Origin of the sequence: Klebsiella sp. MBT K-1 (assembly GCF_002556465.1) — a bacterium.
GTDB lineage: Bacteria > Pseudomonadota > Gammaproteobacteria > Enterobacterales > Enterobacteriaceae > Klebsiella > Klebsiella grimontii.
The window spans coordinates 21,889-41,489 of the sequence record NZ_PDEL01000008.1 but is presented as its reverse complement, the minus strand read 5'-3'; the positions used below and the strand labels follow the sequence as shown (position 1 = coordinate 41,489).

Below are 19,601 nucleotides of genomic sequence, written 5' to 3'. Positions count from 1 at the left end.
CTTAAGGGACCGCCTGCCGAAGTCGGCAAGCCTCAACTTTTACACTTCATCCTTCAAACCGCGTCAACGTTGGCTTTCGTCTTTTATCTCAGTCACCTGCTCCTGAGGATGCCGCTTCAATGCGATTTGAATAATTGTTGTGCTCAAACAACACCATTGATTCCAGATGTCCGGTATGCGGGAACATATCCAGCATCGCCAGGCGTTGAATGGTATATCCCGCCTGCAATAAAACGTCGCTATCGCGCGCCAGCGTCGCCGGGTTACAAGAAACATACACCACCCGACGCGGCGCTAATTTTATAATATGTAACATCACACCCGCCGCGCCGGCGCGCGCCGGATCGAGCAGGACTTTATCAAAACCGTGCTTCGCCCACGCCTGGCGGGTAACGTCCTCTTCCAGGTTTTCATGAAAGAAAGTCACATTGTGTAACGCGTTTAATGCCGCGTTCTCTCTCGCCTTCACGACCAGCGCGGGAACCCCTTCCACGCCAACCACCTGCGCCGCGCGTTTTGCCAGCGGCAGGGTAAAATTGCCCATGCCGCAAAAGAGATCCAGCACGCGATCCTGAGGCTGGATATCCAGCCATTCCAGCGCCGTACGCACCATGAGCTGGTTTACGCCGTCGTTGACCTGAATAAAGTCGCGCGGACTGAACACTAAGCGTAGACCGTCGGACGTATACCAGGGCGCTTCCCCGCGAATATGTTCCAGTATCTCGCTTTGCGGGGCGAGATACAGGGAAAGACCGTGAGATTGCGAAAAACGTTCCAGCTTTTCTTTATCTGCTGCCGGAAGGGCCGCGGTATGGCGTAAAACCATCAGCGGACCGTTGTCCGCCTGCACCAGCTCCACGTGGCCAAGCTGACGCAGCGATTGCAATCCGCTGAGACATTCTCGTACCGCGGGCAGTAGCGCACCAATAGCGGGCACCAAAACGGGGCACTGCACCACATCAACAATTTCGCTGGAGTTGGCCTTCCGGAAGCCTATCTGTAATTGTTGGGTCTTTGGCTGATAATTCAAGCTCAGACGCGCCCGGCGACGATAGCCCCACGGCGAAGCGGCTATAATGTCATCAACATCGCGCTTCATTAACCGCGCGAGGGCGGCGCGTTTGCTCTGCTGCTGCAGCTCAACGCTGGCGTGCTGCTGCTGACATCCGCCGCAGATACCAAAATGCGGACAGCGCGGCGCCTGCCGCTGCGGGCTGTCGCTAAGACGACGTTTAACCTGCGCGCGGGCATACTGTTTTTTATCCTCGACCAGGACCACTTCGGCCTGCTCTTGCGGTAATAAACCGCTAACAAACAGCGCCTTACCCTGGTGATGCGCAACGCCCTGTCCAAAGGGATCAAGGTCATTTACTGTAACGGTTATGATCTGGCGCGTCGTCACACGCCGTTTTGCAGAGTAGAATTGCGCCATCGTAGAGATTTGTCTCAATTAAATATACTGACTCTATACACGAGTTCTTTCAGGGTGAGCCAGCGTAACCAATGCCTCAGCAGCCTGTAAGGATGATGTATATATTCTCCCATAATGGAACCGCATGACCAACTACAGCCTTCGTGCCCGCATGATGATTCTTATTCTGGCGCCCACCGTCCTGATCGGTCTGCTGCTCAGTATTTTCTTCGTCGCACACCGCTATAACGACCTACAGCGCCAGCTGGAGGATGCCGGAGCCAGTATTATCGAACCGCTGGCGGTCTCCAGTGAATATGGCATGAATTTGCAAAACCGCGAGTCAATCGGGCAGCTTATCAGCGTACTTCATCGCCGCCACTCCGATATTGTGCGCGCCATTTCCATCTACGACTCGCACAACAGGCTGTTTGTCACCTCTAATTTTCAGCTCGATCCCGGCGAATTGCAGCTGCCAAAAGGGGTCCCCTTTCCCCGCCGTTTAAGCGTGATTCGTCACGGCGATTTGATGATTTTGCGTACCCCCATCATCTCGGAAAGCTATTCACCGGATGAATCACCGGGAAGCGATGCCAAGATGCCGGGCAATATGCTCGGCTACGTGGCGCTGGAGCTGGATCTCAAATCGGTGCGGCTGCAGCAGTACAAAGAAATCTTTATCTCCAGCGTGATGATGCTGTTCTGTATCGGTATTGCGCTGATCTTCGGCTGGCGACTCATGCGCGACGTGACCGGGCCGATCCGCAACATGGTGAATACCGTTGACCGCATCCGCCGCGGCCAGCTTGATAGCCGCGTTGAAGGCTTTATGCTCGGCGAGTTGGATATGCTGAAAAACGGCATCAACTCCATGGCGATGTCGCTGGCGGCCTACCACGAAGAGATGCAACACAATGTCGATCAGGCCACTTCCGATCTGCGGGAAACGCTTGAGCAGATGGAAATCCAGAACGTCGAACTGGACCTGGCGAAAAAACGCGCGCAGGAAGCGGCGCGTATCAAATCCGAATTCCTCGCCAATATGTCACACGAGCTGCGCACGCCGCTCAACGGCGTCATTGGCTTTACGCGCCTGACGCTGAAAACCGATTTAAATACCACCCAGCGCGATCATCTGACCACCATCGAGCGTTCCGCTAACAATCTGCTGGCCATTATTAACGATGTTCTGGACTTCTCTAAGCTTGAAGCCGGTAAGCTCATTCTGGAGAGCATCCCGTTCCTGCTGCGCACCTCGCTGGACGAGGTGGTTACGCTGCTGGCGCACTCGGCGCACGACAAAGGGCTGGAGCTGACGCTGAATATCAAAAATGATGTGCCGGATAACGTCATTGGCGACCCGCTGCGCCTGCAGCAAATTATTACCAACCTGATGGGCAACGCCATCAAGTTCACCGAACACGGCAATATTGACGTGCTGGTGGAACAGCGCGCCATCAGCAACTCACGCGTCCAAATCGAAGTCCAGATCCACGATACCGGTATCGGCATTCCGGAACGCGATCAGTCGCGTTTGTTCCAGGCGTTCCGCCAGGCCGACGCCAGCATCTCCCGTCGCCACGGCGGAACCGGCCTCGGGCTGGTCATCACCCAGCGCCTGGTGAAGGAGATGGGCGGCGATATCTCCTTCCATAGCCAGCCTAACCGCGGCTCGACGTTCTGGTTCCATATCAGCCTCGACCTCAACCCCAACGCGGTTCCCGATAGCGTGCCAACGCAGTGCCTGGCGGGCAAAAAGCTGGCCTATATTGAAGCCAACGCGGCGGCGGCGCAGAGCACGATGGAGCTACTGGCGACAACGCCGCTGGAGGTGGTCTATAGTCCGACGATGACGGCCCTACCGGATGCCCACTACGATATCCTGCTGGCAGGGATTCCGGTATCCATACGCGACCTGAGCCAGCATCGCGATAAGCTGGCAAGGGCCAGCAAGCTTGCCGATCACCTGGTGCTGGCCCTACCGTGCCACGCTCAGGTCAGCGCCGAAACGTTGCGCCAGGACGGCATCGCCGCCTGTTTGCTTAAGCCATTAACCTCAACGCGCTTACTGCCGGCGCTGACGGCCTCCTGCCATGCGCAGCCGACGATTCTGCCGCCGCATGCCGATAGTAAGAAGCTACCGATGACGGTCATGGCCGTTGATGACAATCCGGCGAATCTCAAGCTCATCGGCGCGCTGCTGGAGGACTTAGTCCAGCATGTCATCCTCTGCGACAGCGGTCAGCAAGCCGTCGAACGAGCCAGAGAAACGCAGCAGGATCTGATTCTGATGGATATTCAAATGCCGGAAATGGACGGTATCCGCGCCTGCGAACTGATTCACCAGCTCCCCCATCAGCAGCAAACGCCGGTGATCGCCGTGACGGCCCACGCCCTCGAGGGGCAGCGTGAGAAATTACTCAAAGCGGGAATGAACGACTATCTGGCGAAACCCATTGAGGAAGATAAGCTCCACAGTCTGCTGCTGCGCTATCAGCCGGGAAAGGCGGCGCTCCCGCAGGCCGCCGCGGAGCCTGCGGAGCCGCCCATCAATCATAATGTCACCCTCGACTGGCAGCTGGCGCTGCGTCAGGCGGCGATGAAACCGGACCTGGCGCGGGAAATGCTGCAAATGCTGCTCGCCTTTATGCCTGAAGTGCGTAACAAGGTGGAAGAACAGCTGGTGGGAGAGCAGCCGGAAGGGGTGCTGGATTTAGTGCATAAGCTGCACGGCAGCTGTAGCTATAGCGGCGTACCGCGTCTGAAGAAACTGTGTCACACCATTGAGAGTCAGCTGCGCGCGGGCACCGCCGCCGAGGAGCTGGAACCGGAGTTTCTGGAGCTGCTGGATGAAATGGACAACGTCGCGCGGGAAGCCTGTAAGCTACTGGGAATTTAAAACGCATGCCCCGGTCCGCGCTTCGCGACCGGGGGATAACCTATAATAGCCGCCCTATTTTCAGCACGGCGGCAACGTTTCTCGCCGTCATACGCACGTTTTCGGCGGCATTTTCCAGCGCCTCATCCAGCGTACAGATTGAATAAATCACGCTAAATACCGCATCCAGGCCGTGCTGATGCACGACGCCGACGTCAGACGTCAGGCTTCCGGCAATGCCGATGACCGGCAGATTATAGCGTTTTGCCACCCTCGCCACGCCAACCGGCACCTTGCCGTGCACCGTCTGGCTATCGATACGCCCTTCGCCGGTAATCACCAGGTCCGCATCCGCCACGATATCGGCAAGGTGCAGAGCGTCGGTCACGATCTCAATGCCCGGCCGTAGTTTTGCGCCGCAGAAGGCGTACAGGCCCGCGCCCATTCCTCCCGCCGCGCCGCCGCCTTCAAGATGCAGCACATCCAGTTCTAAATCGCGATGGATAATCTCGGCAAAATGGGCCAGCGCGCTATCCAGACAGGGGATCATCTCCGCCGTCGCCCCTTTCTGCGGCCCAAATACCGCCGTCGCGCCCTCGGGCCCCGTCAGCGGATTGGTGACATCGCAAGCGACGTCGATACGACAGCCGGCCAGGCGCTTATCCAGTTCGCTAACGTCGATGCGCGCGAGGTTCTCCAGCGCGCGTCCGCCAGCGGCAATCTGCTGGTTATCTTTAGTCAGCAGCTTCGCCCCTAGCGCCTGTACCATTCCGGCCCCGCCGTCGTTCGTCGCGCTGCCGCCGATGCCGATAATAATTTGCGTCACGCCCGCATCCAGCGCGTGGCGAATCAGCTCGCCGGTCCCCCACGAAGTGGTCAGCAAAGGATTGCGCCGCGCCGGCGGCACGCTCTCCAGGCCGCTTGCCGCCGCCATTTCGATAAACGCGCACTGTTTATCGCCCGACAGGCCGTAAAAAGCGTCCACCGGCTCGCCGAGCGGACCGGTGACGGTGACCGCTATCCGGCATCCCTGCGTTGCAGCGACCATGGCTTCGACGGTCCCTTCGCCGCCGTCGGCGACCGGCAGTTTGACATATTCCGCATCGGCGTAAATTTCTCGAAAACCTTGCTCTATCGCGGTAGCAACATCCAGCGCACTCAGGCTCTCCTTGTATGAATCCGGTGCGATCACTATCTTCATAAGCTGTCCTTAAAATGAACGATGACCCGATGCCGTGCGGTCAATCGGCCCCCGAAGGGACCGATATTTCCTTAGCGCACCATGCAGGGACGCTTGTTATCAAACGTCCAGTTCGGGATTAAATACTGCATGCCCATAGCGTCATCGCGCGCGCCCAGGCCATGTTTCTGATACAGTTCATGGGCTTTCATCACCTGATCCATATCAAGCTCTACGCCCAGACCCGGTTTTGCCGGTACCTGTACCATCCCGCCTTTAATTTCAAACGGCTCTTTGGTCAGACGCTGATTGCCTTCCTGCCAGATCCAGTGAGTATCAATGGCGGTAATTTTCCCCGGCGCCGCCGCTGCAACATGGGTGAACATCGCCAGCGAGATATCAAAGTGGTTGTTAGAGTGCGAGCCCCAGGTCAGGCCAAACTCATGGCACATCTGCGCCACGCGGACGGAACCCTGCATGGTCCAGAAGTGCGGATCCGCCAGCGGAATATCCACCGACTGCAGCGACAGCGTATGGCCCATCTGACGCCAGTCGGTCGCGATCATATTGGTCGCCGTCGGCAGACCGGTGGCGCGGCGGAACTCCGCCATCACTTCACGACCGGAGAAGCCCTGCTCAGCGCCGCATGGATCTTCCGCATAGGCCAGCGATCCCTTCAGATATTTACCAATCTTGATCGCTTCATTCAGCGACCACGCGCCGTTCGGATCCAGAGTTACGCGCGCCTGCGGGAAGCGCTTCGCCAGCGCGACGATAGATTCCGCCTCCTCTTCCCCGGCCAGCACGCCGCCTTTCAGTTTGAAGTCGTTAAAGCCATATTTCTCATACGCCGCTTCCGCCAGGCGCACCACCGCATCCGGGGTCATCGCTTCATCATGACGCAGGCGATACCAGTCGCATTTGTCATCCGGCTGGCTCTGATACGGCAGCGGCGTGGCTTTACGGTTGCCGACGAAGAACAGATAGCCGAGCATTTCCACTTCGCTGCGCTGCTGACCATCGCCCAGAAGAGACGCCACGTTCACGCCAAGATGCTGGCCCAGCAGATCCAGCATCGCCGCTTCGATCCCGGTCACTACGTGAATTGTGGTACGCAGATCGAAGGTCTGCAAACCGCGCCCACCGGCGTCGCGGTCGGCGAAAGTATTGCGCACGGCGGTCAGCACGTTTTTATACTCACCCAGCGTCTTACCGACTACCAGCGGGATCGCATCTTCGAGAGTCTTGCGGATTTTCTCTCCGCCGGGGATTTCGCCGACGCCGGTATGGCCGGAATTATCTTTAATCACCACGATATTACGCGTGAAGAACGGGGCGTGCGCGCCGCTCAGGTTCATCAGCATGCTGTCGTGGCCCGCGACCGGAATGACCTGCATAGAAGAAACAACGGGGGTCGAAAATTGTGCGCTCATAGTTAAGTCCTTATTCAAATCAGTGACGGCCGAAAACGGGGCGTTTACGGTCAAAAGTCCATCCAGGGATCAGGTACTGCATCGGGCCTGCGTCATTACGCGCGCCGCCGGGCAGCCTTGTATAGGCCTCATGCGCCTTCTGTACCTGCTCCCAGTCCAGCTCAACGCCAAGTCCTGGCGCGTCCGGAACCGCGATTTTTCCGTGCTTAATCTCCAGCGGATTTTTGGTCAGGCGGCAATCTCCCTCCTGCCAAATCCAGTGGGTATCGATGGCCGTGGGGTTACCCGGCGCCGCCGCGCCGACGTGGGTAAACATGGCCAGTGAAATATCAAAGTGGTTATTGGAGTGGCAGCCCCAGGTCAGGCCCCAGTCATCGCACAGCTGCGCCACGCGCACCGCGCCGGAAAGGGTCCAGAAGTGCGGATCGGCCAGCGGAATATCCACGGCGTTCAGCATCACCGCATGGCCCATTTCACGCCAGTTGGTGGCGATCATGTTAGTTGCCACCGGCAAACCGGTGGCGCGGCGAAACTCCGCCATCACTTCGCGGCCGGAAAAGCCCTGCTCGGCGCCGCAGGGGTCTTCGGCGTAAGTCAGCACATCGTTCAGCCCTTTACACAGGGCGATGGCTTCGTCCAATAGCCAGGCGCCATTAGGGTCGACCGTAATACGCGCATCCGGGAAACGCTTCTTCAGCGCACGGGCGGTTTCGATCTCCTGCTCGCCGGGCAGCACCCCGCCTTTCAGTTTAAAATCTTTAAAGCCGTAGCGATCCTGCGCGGCTTCCGCCAGGCGCACCACCGCCTCGCTGTTCAGCGCTTGCTGATGACGCAGGCGATACCACTCATGGTCGCCCGGCGTACTTTCCAGATAGGGCAGATCGGTCTTCGTGCGATCGCCGACATAAAAGAGATAACCCAGCACGGTCACCGCATCGCGCTGCTTGCCCGGCCCGAGCAGTTCGCAAACCGGCACGTTGAGCGCTTTGCCCAGCAGATCCAGCAGCGCTGCTTCCAGCGCCGCCACCGCGTTCACCCGCAGTTCGAACGTCCAGGCGCCTTTACCAAAGGTGTCAAAATCCGCAGCCTGATTGCCTTTATGCACCTGCTGAACCACTTTGTTCAGGCGGGCGATTTCCTGGCCCAAAACCATCGGGATAGCATCCACCAGCGTCTGATAAATCACCTCGCCGCCGGGCGCTTCGCCGACGCCGGTATTGCCGGCGCTGTCGGTCAGCACCACGATATTACGGGTGAAATACGCGTTATGGGCGCCGCCGATATTGAGCAGCATACTGTCCTGCCCGGCCACCGGGATAACCTTCATGTCCGTGATTACGGGGCTCGATTGCGTCGTCATGATGATTGTCCTGCCACAGGTTTCAGTTCGATACGCTTAATATCGCCCACCAGCACCAGATAGCTCAGCACCGCCACCAGCGCATGGACCCCCACATAAATCAGCGCGCCGTTAAACGAACCGGTGGTGCCGACGATGTAGCCGATGGCAATTGGCGTCACGATGCCGGAGATATTGCCGAACATATTGAACAGTCCGCCGCTCAGGCCGCTGATCTCTTTCGGCGCCGTATCCGCCATCACCGCCCAGCCCAGCGCGCCAATGCCTTTACCGAAGAAGGCCAGCGCCATAAAGCCGATGATCATCCACTCCACGTTAACGTAGTTACAGAACACCATCACCATCGACAGCAGCATCCCCATCACGATCGGCGTCTTACGCGCGATGTTCAGCGAGCCGGTACGCCGCATCAGCCAGTCGGAAATAATCCCGCCGAGCACCCCGCCCGCGAAGCCGCAGATCGCCGGCACCGACGCGACAAAACCGGCTTTCAGAATCGACATCCCGCGCGCCTGCACCAGATAAACCGGGAACCAGGTGATAAAGAAATAGGTTAAAGCGTTGATGCAGTATTGGCCGATATAGACGCCAATCATCATGCGGGAACCCAACAGCTGCTTGATTTGCCCCCATTTTACGCTAAACGGCACTTTGGCTTTGGCCGCCGCCTGATCCATGTTGATCAGCGCGCCGCCTGCGGCGATGTAATCCAGCTCTTTTTGGTTCACGCCCGGATGCTGGTTCGGTTCATGAATCACCTTCAGCCAGACAAAACTGATGATAATCCCGAGGCCGCCCATAAAGAAGAACACGTGCGACCAGCCCACCTCATGGGTCAGCCAACCCATGATCGGCGCAAAAATAACCGTGGCAAAGTATTGCGCGGAGTTAAAGATAGCCACCGCCGTGCCCCTCTCCTGGGCCGGGAACCAGGCCGCGACGATACGGCTATTTCCGGGGAAAGATGGCGCTTCGGCCAGGCCGACAAGGAAACGCAGGGTAAACAGCGCGACGATAATGCCGAAGCCGCTAAAGATATCGACGAAGCCCTGCAGGAGGGTAAACATGGACCAGATAAAAATGGACCAGAAGTAGACGCGTTTTGAACCGAAGCGGTCAAGCAGCCAGCCGCCTGGGATCTGGCCGATAACGTAGGCCCATGAGAACGCGGAGAAAACATAACCCATGCCGACGGCGTCAAGACCAATATCTTTGGCCATCTCCGATCCGGCAATGGATAAGGTGGCGCGGTCGCCGTAGTTGAAGGATGTGACGATAAACAGCATCACCACTATCCAGTAGCGAGCATTGGTGCGCTTTTCAGCGCCGCTCGCCGCCTGACTTAATGAACTCATTGTTGCACTCCTGAATCATAGCGTTAGCTACGTTCATTCTGAACAGCACAACCTGTAGGGTACTCAGAATGACGTGTTAGTGTTTTTCATTGTTTTCGTTATATCTGGCACTGCATTGGGAACTGGCAGGGAAAGTATAAAAAGAGGGGCTGACGGGCTCACCGTGCAAATACACAGCTTTCACCGGCTGAGTAAATCTGATTTATGGCGTATGCCTAACGAGATGGGGGATGGTTCACGGAAATGAAAAACCGCGCCCGTTGAGAGGTGGAGAGGGCGGTACAAAAGACAGGAGTGTGAATCAACTCTCTTGACCCCGTGAAATAGCCCGGTAAAGACCCTGGCATGACACAGGTTTTAAGGCAAATGCCCGAAGCCAGGCGCACGGAGAATTGGTACGATCTTTTTGACCGTTAATCTGGCACTGGCATTGAACATCAGTAAAAAAGGGGCGCCCTCTATTGTAGGGAGAGGGCGAAACTTTTTAATCAAGCAGCGTCGCCCACTGCGTTACCCATGGGTTAGAGACGCTTTCAGGTTCCGGATCTTCGCTGGCGTCAATCATCAGCATATCGCCCACGCGCGTGCCGCCCTGCTCCTGCAATAACGCATCAAACTTCAAACCGCCGCCGCAGAAGTTGGCGTAGGTGCTATCACCCAGGGCGATAATGCCATAGCGTAAATGCGGCTGATACATATCTTTGATGCCTTCGTACAAGGGCACAATGCTGTCCGGTAAATCGCCCTGCCCGGTGGTCGAAGTCACCACCAGCGCATATTTCCCGGTATAGGACTCCCAGTCTTTGACTTCAGGATCTTCAAAGACTTTCGCCCGATGACCCAGCCCGCTCAAAATAGCCTGCGCCTCTTCGGCGACCAGGAGCGAATTTCCATACATCGTACCGACAAAAATTCCGACTTCCGCCATGACTAGCTCCCTGAATTGACCTGTATCTCTTCATCCTGACCGCAGTCGTCGGCAAACTCAACCCTTTCATTTAGCGGGAGAAGGCCGCGCCAGCCAAACTGCGACAGCGCGCGCATCCAGACGTCGTCAAGACCGGCGCGAATGACCAGCGGTTCGCCGGTAAACGGATGCGTTAACGAGAGCTGGCTGGCGTGCAGCATCAGCCGATCGCAGCCAAAATGTTCTGCCGCGCTGCGATTCTGCCGCAAGTCGCCATGTTTGCTATCACCGATAATCGGATGGCGAAGATGGGCAAGATGGCGTCGCAGCTGATGTTTACGTCCGGTTTTCGGTTCCAGTTCCACCAGGCTATAGCGGGTCGTGGGGTAACGTCCGGTCGCCACCGCCATCTCTACCGTCGCCAGGCCGCGGTAATGGGTGACCGCCGGCTGCGGGTCTTTATTATCACGAGCGAACTTATCGGCGATTTTATCCAGCTCCTCAACCAGCGGGTAATCAAGCACCGCTTCGTCGTTCAGCCAGCCGCGAGCGATCGCATGGTAGCGTTTCTGCATTTGATGCTGCTCGAACTGCTGCGACAGCAATCTTCCCGCTTCGCTCGATAGCCCCATCAGCAGCACGCCGGACGTCGGCCTGTCGAGGCGGTGAGCGGTGAACACATGCTGGCCTATCTGGTCGCGCACGGTCTGCATCACCACGACCTTTTCATCACGATCCAGCCAGCTACGGTGCACCAGCCAGCCCGAAGGTTTGTTTACCGCGACCAGCCACTGGTCCTGATATAAAATCTCCAGCATCAGGCTTCGTCGCCGGCAAACAGCGCATCCAGCAGGAGCAGTTCGGCCAGCACCCTTTCGCGTACGGGATGAGCGTTATCGAGGGCCATCTCATAATAGGGGGCAACGGCGAAGTTCTGCGGCAGCGGCATTCCGCTTTCCAGCAGCTGGCGCATACGCGGAATCAATACCCACTGCAGCCATTCAAGCGGCTCCATGGTGTCGAGGCAAAACGGCTGTTCGCTGGCAAACGCGCGACTATCGGGGGCGCTATCCTGCCAGTGTTCCGTTTCGCGCAGCAGCGCTTCAATGGCGAGCAGGCGCTCGCGCACGCGATGATCAAGAGTCATGGGAAACCTCGGTGAGTTGAAAACCGGCGCAGAATAGCAAATTCAGACGAGAAATAAAAAAAGGGAGCACTGTATAAAACAGTGCTCCCGGTTCGTTTTGCAGCAATCCAGCTACATTGGTGCTCCCTGCTCGTCCTTGAAAACTTTTCCTGAGGTCTCCTGACCATGTTCATCCATAAACAGTTGCATCCTGCTTTCACACCACCCCGATGCGAAATAACTCATCCTTAAGTCTATCCTGATCTTCCTGATCCACCGAACATCCTGCTCGGCTCTCGTTCTCCTTCCTGGAGGTGTCCTTTTACGCAATCCTGCGTTATCCTGTGCTTCATCCTGAAGCCTGTCCTTGCAACGCCATCCTGGCGGGTCCTGTAGAAGCGTCATCATCCTGATGTTCACTTCGTTTATCAACTCCCTGTCGATGTATATAGAATCCCTGATTCCGCCCCGTCTTACAACCCTTGTTAAGACAATATCTTAAGATTAATCGTCAGTATGATTAATGAGAAAATAATTAACCAATTGAAAAATAATATATTTCTTAAAATACGGTCCCTGAAGGATCGGCTTAAATGATGACGATCTCTTACAGGTCTTGTAAGAGATCTCTCACAAAAGTTTGGGTAGTCTGGATTACAGAACAGGCTTAAGGGAATTGAGGAAACTCGCAAGCGAGGGGGAAAGGGCCGTGCGTTTGCGGGTGCCAAGGGTCTCTTTGATCACTTCACCACTCATATTACAGACCGAAATGACATCCAGTTCGCTGTCCAGCGTGGCGATAAACAGGGTCGGCGACAGCTTCAAACGCTTTTGCACCAGCAGATGACCGATCAGATTTTCCTGAACCCGCTGGAAATCGTCCGGGCTCCAGGTTTGCAGCAGCGTCATGGTTTCATCGGCGAAACGCGCCTGCATATCACCGGCAAACTGAGTGGTATAATAAGCATGAAGCGGTTGTTGTACCACAATCTCCAGCGCCCGTTCAACCGCGTGAATATTTTGTTCTAATGAAAACGGCTGCGGCTGCCAGAAAACGCCGTCATCATCCGTGCCGTTGACGCACGGCGACGGGATGCCGTAAAGCTCTTCGCTGCGCGGCAGGCTGGAACGCTGCTGCTGCCACGCCTCACAGTAACGTTGGGTAAATGCTTGTAGCGCTTCTGCGGTTTGCTGATCCACCGGTTTCTCTCTTCACGTTAGACAGGATACACTTGGCATATAGTGTAACCGCTTTAACTATGGTGAAACATGTCTTCTTACGATAATCATCAGGCGCTGGCCGGCCTGACGCTCGGAAAATCAACCGATTACCGCGATACCTACGATGCCAGCCTGCTTCAGGGCGTCCCGCGCAGCCTGAACCGCGACCCGCTGGATCTGCACGCCGATAACCTGCCGTTTCACGGCGCCGATATCTGGACGCTGTACGAGCTCTCCTGGCTGAACGCCAAAGGTCTGCCGCAGGTGGCCGTGGGCCACGTCGAGCTCAGCGACACCACCGTTAACCTGGTGGAATCAAAAAGCTTTAAGCTCTATCTCAACAGCTTTAACCAGACGCGCTTTGCTGACTGGCAGGCGGTCGAGGCGACGCTGGCGCGCGATCTCAGCGCCTGTGCGCAAGGAGAAGTGAAGGTGTCGCTGTATCGCCTCGATGAGCTCGAAGGCCAGCCGGTGGCCCATCTGCACGGCACCTGCATCGACGACCAGGATATTGAAATCGATAACTACCAGTTCAGCGCCGATTACCTGCAGGACGCCGCTTGCGGCAAAGTGGTCGAAGAGACCCTGGTCAGCCATCTGCTGAAGTCCAACTGCCTGATTACCCACCAGCCAGACTGGGGCTCGGTGCAGATTCAGTATCGCGGGGCGAAAATCGATCGCGAAAAGCTGCTGCGCTATCTGGTGTCATTCCGCCATCACAACGAATTCCACGAGCAGTGCGTAGAGCGCATCTTCAACGATATTCAGCGTTTCTGCCAGCCGGAAGCCCTTTCGGTTTACGCGCGCTACACGCGACGCGGCGGTCTCGACATCAACCCGTGGCGCAGCAACACCGATTTTGTGCCGGCCACCGGTCGCCTCGCCCGCCAATAATCAACATTTTCACAATTTGCGTGCGTTAACCCGCGCGCAAGGTTGTGAAAACGCCATCAGCAGGGCTATTGTAATCACAGGAAGACGATAATCGTCCTGTAAGGAGTTCACTTGATTACACACGTTAGCCCGCTTGGTTCAATGGATATGCTGTCGCAGCTGGAAGTGGATATGCTTAAACGCACCGCCAGCAGTGACCTGTATCAACTCTTTCGCAACTGCTCGCTTGCTGTGCTCAACTCGGGGAGCCTGACCGATAACAGCAAGGAGCTTCTGTCTCGTTTTGAAAACTTCGATATTAACGTGCTGCGTCGCGAACGCGGCGTGAAGCTGGAACTGATCAACCCGCCGGAAGACGCTTTCGTTGACGGGCGTATTATCCGTTCCCTGCAGGCCAACCTGTTTGCCGTACTGCGCGATATCCTGTTCGTCTACGGCCAGATCCACAACACCGTCCGCTTCCCGAATCTCGATCTTGAAAGCTCGGTGCATATCACCAACCTGGTCTTCTCCATTTTGCGTAACGCCCGCGCCCTGCACGTTGGCGAAGCGCCAAATATGATTGTCTGCTGGGGCGGCCACTCGATTAACGAAAACGAATATTTGTACGCCCGCCGCGTCGGCACCCAGCTGGGTCTGCGCGAGCTTAACATCTGCACCGGCTGTGGACCGGGCGCGATGGAAGCGCCGATGAAAGGCGCCGCCGTCGGCCACGCGCAGCAGCGTTACAGAGACAGCCGCTTTATCGGGATGACCGAGCCGTCGATTATCGCCGCCGAGCCGCCGAATCCGCTGGTGAATGAACTGATCATCATGCCGGATATCGAAAAACGTCTGGAGGCGTTCGTGCGTATCGCCCACGGCATCATCATCTTCCCGGGCGGCGTGGGCACGGCGGAAGAGCTGCTCTATCTGCTGGGCATTTTGATGCACCCGTCGAACAAGTCGCAAGTTCTGCCGCTGATCCTCACCGGGCCAAAAGAGAGCGCCGATTATTTCCGCGTGCTGGATGAGTTTATCGTCCATACGCTGGGCGAATCCGCCCGTCGTCACTATCGCATTATCATCGACGACGCCGCGGAAGTTGCCCGTCAGATGAAAAAAGCGATGCCGATGGTCAAAGAGAACCGCCGCGAAACCGGAGACGCCTACAGCTTCAACTGGTCGATGCGTATTGCGCCGGACCTGCAGATGCCGTTCGATCCCACCCACGACAATATGGCCAACCTTAAACTCTATCCGGACCAGCCGGTGGAAGTGCTGGCAGCGGATCTCCGCCGCGCCTTCTCCGGTATCGTTGCCGGTAACGTTAAAGAGGTGGGTATCCAGGCTATCGAGAAATTCGGCCCGTATAAGATTCACGGCGATCCGGCGATGATGCGCCGCATGGATGACCTGCTGCAGGGCTTCGTGGCGCAGCATCGTATGAAGCTGCCGGGCGGCACCGCCTACATCCCCTGCTACGAAATCTGTTCCTGAGTTATCTTCTGTTCTTCTCCCGGGCGGCGGCTTACGCCCCCGGGCTATTTTCCCCGCCCTGCCGCATTCCCCCTTTTCTCTTATCTATTCGCCCGTACGCTTTCCAGATAAATCATTCCTTTTATGAATTTTTAGCACCACTCTCACAAAAGCCAATCGTTTGCGTTTCCAAAAACAGCAATAAATATCACCAGGAAAGACGACTTTTAACGTAAAAACGTCGAGAACATCGCATTTTTACAGTAAAAACCTCGTTATTACGTCCCGCCACTATTCTCTCATATGCTGAAAATGATAGCCTCCGCGCCACAAATCTCTGGCTGATCCCCAGAAACAGGCTGTTGGACTAAAATTGCTTACATTTAAAGTGGATTATTGCATTTGAGATCGCGATCACTGATGCATTCACCATATAAATGTATCTTCCCGCACCAATTGTTACGGAGAAAATGCCTAAAAAACCGTAAACAAACGAATTTCATATTATTTGGTCTTTTTTATTCAATAGATTTTGTTGCTTCCTCCAGGAGATACAGATGGAAACCACTCAAACCAGCACCATCGTTTCGGATGCTACCCGTAGCGGTTGGCGCAAGACGGACACCATGTGGATGCTGGGCCTGTACGGCACGGCTATCGGCGCGGGCGTCCTGTTCCTGCCGATCAACGCCGGCGTCGGCGGTATGATCCCGCTGATCATCATGGCGATTCTGGCCTTCCCGATGACCTTCTTCGCCCACCGCGGGATGACCCGTTTCGTGCTGTCCGGTAAGAATCCGGGCGAGGACATCACCGAAGTGGTCGAAGAGCATTTCGGCGTCGGCGCAGGTAAGCTGATTACCCTGCTCTACTTCTTCGCCATCTACCCGATTCTGTTGGTTTACAGCGTGGCGATCACCAATACCGTCGAAAGCTTTATGCTGCACCAGCTGCACATCACGCCGCCGCCGCGCGCCATTCTTTCCCTGATTCTGATTGTCGGCATGATGACCATCGTGCGCTTCGGCGAGCAGATGATTGTGAAAGCGATGAGCGTACTGGTGTTCCCGTTCGTGGTCGCGCTGATGATCCTGGCCTTTTATCTGATCCCGCAGTGGAACGGCGCGGCGCTGGAGACCCTCTCCCTGAGCAGCGCGACCGCGACCGGCAACGGCCTGTGGATGACTCTGTGGCTGGCGATTCCGGTGATGGTGTTCTCCTTTAACCACTCGCCGATCATCTCCTCCTTCGCCGTCGCTAAACGCGAAGAGTACGGCCAGGGCGCGGAGAAAAAATGTTCCAGCATTCTGGCCCGCGCGCACATCATGATGGTGCTGACCGTGATGTTCTTCGTCTTCAGCTGCGTACTGAGCCTCTCTCCGGCGGATCTGGCGGCGGCGAAAGATCAGAACATCTCGATTCTGTCTTATCTGGCGAACCACTTTAACGCGCCGGTCATCGCCTGGATGGCGCCGATCATTGCGATGATCGCCATCACCAAATCCTTCCTCGGCCACTACCTTGGCGCTCGCGAAGGCTTTAACGGCATGGTGATTAAATCCCTGCGCGGTAAAGGCAAGTCCATCGAAATCAACAAACTGAACAAAATCACCGCCCTGTTCATGCTGGTCACCACCTGGATTGTGGCGACGCTGAACCCAAGCATCCTTGGGATGATCGAAACCCTGGGCGGCCCGATTATCGCCATGATTCTGTTCCTGATGCCGATGTACGCGATTCAGAAAGTCCCGGCGATGCGCAAATACAGCGGCCACGTCAGCAACGTATTCGTGGTGATTATGGGCCTGATTGCTATCTCCGCGATTTTCTACTCTCTGTTTAGCTAATATCCCCCGCGCCGCTTAACGGCGGCGCGCCTCCCGACAGCACTGGATGCATCATGATCAGCGTATTCGATATTTTTAAAATCGGCATTGGCCCTTCCAGCTCCCACACCGTTGGACCGATGAAAGCGGGCAAACAATTCACGGACGATCTTATTGAGCGCGGGCTGCTTCCCGAGGTAACCAAAGTCGTCGTCGATGTCTACGGATCCCTTTCCCTGACTGGTAAAGGCCACCATACCGACATCGCGATTATTATGGGCCTGGCGGGCAACCTGCCGGATACCGTCGATATCGACGCGATTCCCGGCTTTATCCTGGACGTCAACACCCATGGCCGCCTGATGCTGGCGAACGGCCAGCAGGAAGTGGCGTTCCCGGTCGATCGGTGCATGAATTTCCACGCCGACAACCTGTCGCGGCATGAGAACGGCATGCGTATTACCGCTCTCGGCGGCGAGAAGGTTCTCTACAGCCAGACGTACTACTCCATCGGCGGCGGGTTTATCGTCGACGAAGACCATTTCGGCGTGACCGCCGAAGCGCCAGTCGCCGTCCCTTATCCGTATAAAAATGCCGCCGACCTGCAGCGCCACTGCCGCGAAAGCGGGCTATCGCTCTCCGGCCTGATGATGCAAAACGAGCTGGCGCTGCACAGTAAAGAAGCGCTGGAGCAGCATTTTGCTGCGGTCTGGGAGGTGATGAGCAGCGGAATTGAGCGCGGCATCACCACCGAAGGGGTTCTGCCGGGCAAGCTGCGGGTTCCCCGTCGCGCCGCCGCGCTGCGCCGGATGCTGGTAAGCCAGGACAACACCAACAGCGACCCGATGGCGGTCGTTGACTGGATTAACATGTTCGCCCTGGCGGTTAACGAAGAGAACGCCGCTGGCGGGCGTGTCGTGACCGCGCCGACCAACGGCGCCTGCGGTATCGTACCTGCGGTGCTGGCCTACTACGACAAGTTCATCCGCAAAGTGAACGCCAACTCGCTGGCGCGCTATATGCTGGTCACCAGCGCCATTGGCTCGCTCTATAAGATGAACGCCTCAATTTCCGGCGCCGAAGTGGGCTGCCAGGGTGAAGTCGGCGTAGCCTGTTCAATGGCGGCGGCCGGTCTGGCTGAACTGCTGGGCGGCAGTCCGGGTCAGGTATGCATCGCGGCGGAAATTGGTATGGAGCACAACCTCGGTCTCACCTGCGATCCGGTTGCCGGCCAGGTGCAGGTGCCGTGCATCGAACGTAACGCTATCGCAGCGGTCAAGGCGGTCAACGCCGCGCGTATGGCCCTGCGCCGCACCAGCGAGCCGCGGGTGTGCCTCGATAAAGTCATCGAGACCATGTACGAAACGGGCAAAGATATGAACGCCAAATATCGTGAAACCTCTCGCGGCGGCCTGGCAATGAAGATTGTCGCCTGCGATTAACGTCCCCCTCCCGGTATGCTGCGGCATGCCGGGCTTTCTTCCCTCTGCCCTCTGCCTTCATTTATGTTATACAAATGATAATTTAGTTATTTATTAGTTATAAAGACGATTTGTTACCTTACGGAAAACCGCTCAAGGAGAACAAATCATGCTCAGATTATCCCGCCCGGCGCTGCTGCTCCTGCTGGCTGGCTTATCCGCTTCCGCGCTGGCGAAAGCGCCAGAGACCGTGAATATTGGTTATCAGAAAGCCAATATCTTCGCGCTGCTGAAATATCGCGGCACCCTCGATGAAAGCTTCAAAAAGCAGGGTATCGCCGTACGCTGGATTGAATTCCCCGCCGGACCGCAGATGCTGGAAGGGCTGAACGTCGGCAGCATCGACCTCGCCGCCACCGGCGATGCGCCGCCGGCCTTTGCCCAAGCGGCGCAGGCGGATCTGGTCTATTTAGCCCACTCGCCGGCGAATCCTAAAACCGAAGCCATCGTGGTGGCGGAAAACTCGGCGATTAAGAGTGTCGCCGACCTTAAGGGCAAGCGCGTGGGGCTCAATAAAGGCTCCGACGTGAACTATCTGCTGGTGACCGCGCTGGAGAAAGCCGGGCTGAGTTATAAAGATATCACGCCGGTCTATCTGCCACCTGCTGACGCCCGCGCCGCCTTCCAGCGCGGCGCCATTGACGCCTGGGTTATCTGGGATCCGTTCCTCGCCGAAGTGGAAACCAACGCCAAAGCGCGACAGATTCGCAATGCCGAAGGGCTGGTGCCGCACTACACCTTCTACCTGGCCAGCCGCAAATTTGCCGATACGTATCCGGATACCGCAAAGCAGGTGGTGGATGAGCTGGGTAAACTGAGCGAATGGGCCAACGGCCATCAGGACGATGCCGCCGGGATCCTCTCCACCTCAACCGGGCTGGATAAGGCTATCTGGCTGAAAACGCTGGCGCGTCTGCCCTACGGCGCCGAGCGCATGACCCCTGCGGTCTATAACGAACAGCAGGCGCTGGCGGATACCTTCACCCGCATCGGCCTGCTGCCGGTGAAAGTCGATGTGCGCAGCGCAACCTGGTTGTTGGATAAGCAGTAAGCCTCCCCTTCCCGGGTCGC

15 protein-coding genes are annotated in these 19,601 nt (G+C 56.8%); 6 read left to right on the top strand and 9 right to left on the bottom strand.

Translation table 11 applies throughout. The features are described 5' to 3' along the window. Nucleotides 1-88 precede the first annotated feature (88 nt). Nucleotides 89-1,432, bottom strand: a complete 1,344-nt coding sequence (gene rlmD / locus CMQ96_RS13385; RefSeq protein WP_098066910.1) for a 23S rRNA (uracil(1939)-C(5))-methyltransferase RlmD — start codon at nt 1,430-1,432, stop codon at nt 89-91. Nucleotides 1,433-1,556: 124 nt separating this feature from the next. On the opposite strand from rlmD, the gene barA reads away from it, so the two are divergent. After that, nucleotides 1,557-4,310 carry a two-component sensor histidine kinase BarA gene (gene barA, locus CMQ96_RS13380; protein ID WP_049085089.1) on the top strand — a complete coding sequence of 918 codons (2,754 nt, stop codon included), beginning with the start codon at nt 1,557-1,559 and terminating at the stop codon, nt 4,308-4,310. 40 nt (nt 4,311-4,350) lie between these two features. On the opposite strand, the gene CMQ96_RS13375 is transcribed toward barA, so the two are convergent. The 8 genes from CMQ96_RS13375 to syd form a co-directional block, all read right to left on the bottom strand. Further along, complete coding sequence (locus CMQ96_RS13375; protein WP_004137285.1) at nt 4,351-5,490, bottom strand: glycerate kinase; 1,140 nt, start codon at nt 5,488-5,490, stop codon at nt 4,351-4,353. A gap of 71 nt (nt 5,491-5,561) precedes the next feature. Then, nucleotides 5,562-6,902, bottom strand: a complete 1,341-nt coding sequence (gene gudD / locus CMQ96_RS13370; protein ID WP_004137284.1) for a glucarate dehydratase — start codon at nt 6,900-6,902, stop codon at nt 5,562-5,564. Between the two features lie 19 nt (nt 6,903-6,921). Continuing rightward, on the bottom strand, nt 6,922-8,262 hold the full coding sequence (locus tag CMQ96_RS13365; protein ID WP_098066909.1) for an enolase C-terminal domain-like protein: 1,341 nt from the start codon (nt 8,260-8,262) through the stop codon (nt 6,922-6,924). Beyond that, the gene (gudP, locus tag CMQ96_RS13360; protein ID WP_004124361.1) at nt 8,259-9,617 is read right to left on the bottom strand and encodes a galactarate/glucarate/glycerate transporter GudP; all 1,359 of its coding nucleotides are present in this window, start codon (nt 9,615-9,617) and stop codon (nt 8,259-8,261) included. The genes CMQ96_RS13365 and gudP overlap by 4 nt, the downstream gene beginning before the upstream one ends. A gap of 484 nt (nt 9,618-10,101) precedes the next feature. After that, on the bottom strand, nt 10,102-10,545 hold the full coding sequence (locus CMQ96_RS13350; RefSeq protein ID WP_049088648.1) for a flavodoxin: 444 nt from the start codon (nt 10,543-10,545) through the stop codon (nt 10,102-10,104). 2 nt (nt 10,546-10,547) lie between these two features. After that, nucleotides 10,548-11,342, bottom strand: coding sequence for a tRNA pseudouridine(65) synthase TruC (truC, locus tag CMQ96_RS13345; RefSeq protein ID WP_049088647.1), 795 nt, complete (start codon nt 11,340-11,342; stop codon nt 10,548-10,550). Further along, complete coding sequence (locus tag CMQ96_RS13340) at nt 11,342-11,671, bottom strand: YqcC family protein (protein WP_004137278.1); 330 nt, start codon at nt 11,669-11,671, stop codon at nt 11,342-11,344. Before CMQ96_RS13340 ends, truC begins: the two co-directional genes overlap by 1 nt. A 633-nt stretch (nt 11,672-12,304) precedes the next feature. Continuing rightward, nucleotides 12,305-12,850, bottom strand: a complete 546-nt coding sequence (gene syd, locus CMQ96_RS13335) for a SecY-interacting protein (RefSeq protein WP_098066908.1) — start codon at nt 12,848-12,850, stop codon at nt 12,305-12,307. Nucleotides 12,851-12,919: 69 nt separating this feature from the next. Here syd and queF point away from each other — a divergent pair, with 69 nt between their 5' ends. From queF to CMQ96_RS13310, 5 genes are all read left to right on the top strand, one after another. Continuing rightward, on the top strand, nt 12,920-13,765 hold the full coding sequence (gene queF / locus CMQ96_RS13330; RefSeq protein ID WP_049085088.1) for an NADPH-dependent 7-cyano-7-deazaguanine reductase QueF: 846 nt from the start codon (nt 12,920-12,922) through the stop codon (nt 13,763-13,765). Nucleotides 13,766-13,876: 111 nt separating this feature from the next. Continuing rightward, nucleotides 13,877-15,244 (top strand): nucleotide 5'-monophosphate nucleosidase PpnN, encoded by a 1,368-nt coding sequence (gene ppnN, locus CMQ96_RS13325; RefSeq protein WP_004124374.1) that lies wholly within the window; start codon nt 13,877-13,879, stop codon nt 15,242-15,244. Nucleotides 15,245-15,780: 536 nt separating this feature from the next. Next, nucleotides 15,781-17,070 (top strand): HAAAP family serine/threonine permease, encoded by a 1,290-nt coding sequence (locus CMQ96_RS13320; RefSeq protein ID WP_004137269.1) that lies wholly within the window; start codon nt 15,781-15,783, stop codon nt 17,068-17,070. A 53-nt stretch (nt 17,071-17,123) separates the two neighbouring features. Further along, nucleotides 17,124-18,491 carry an L-serine ammonia-lyase gene (locus CMQ96_RS13315; RefSeq protein ID WP_098066907.1) on the top strand — a complete coding sequence of 456 codons (1,368 nt, stop codon included), beginning with the start codon at nt 17,124-17,126 and terminating at the stop codon, nt 18,489-18,491. Nucleotides 18,492-18,639: 148 nt separating this feature from the next. Then, a complete protein-coding gene (locus CMQ96_RS13310; protein ID WP_049088642.1) occupies nt 18,640-19,581 on the top strand; it encodes an aliphatic sulfonate ABC transporter substrate-binding protein in 942 nt (313 codons plus the stop codon). The last annotated feature ends 20 nt before the right edge of the window (nt 19,582-19,601 follow it).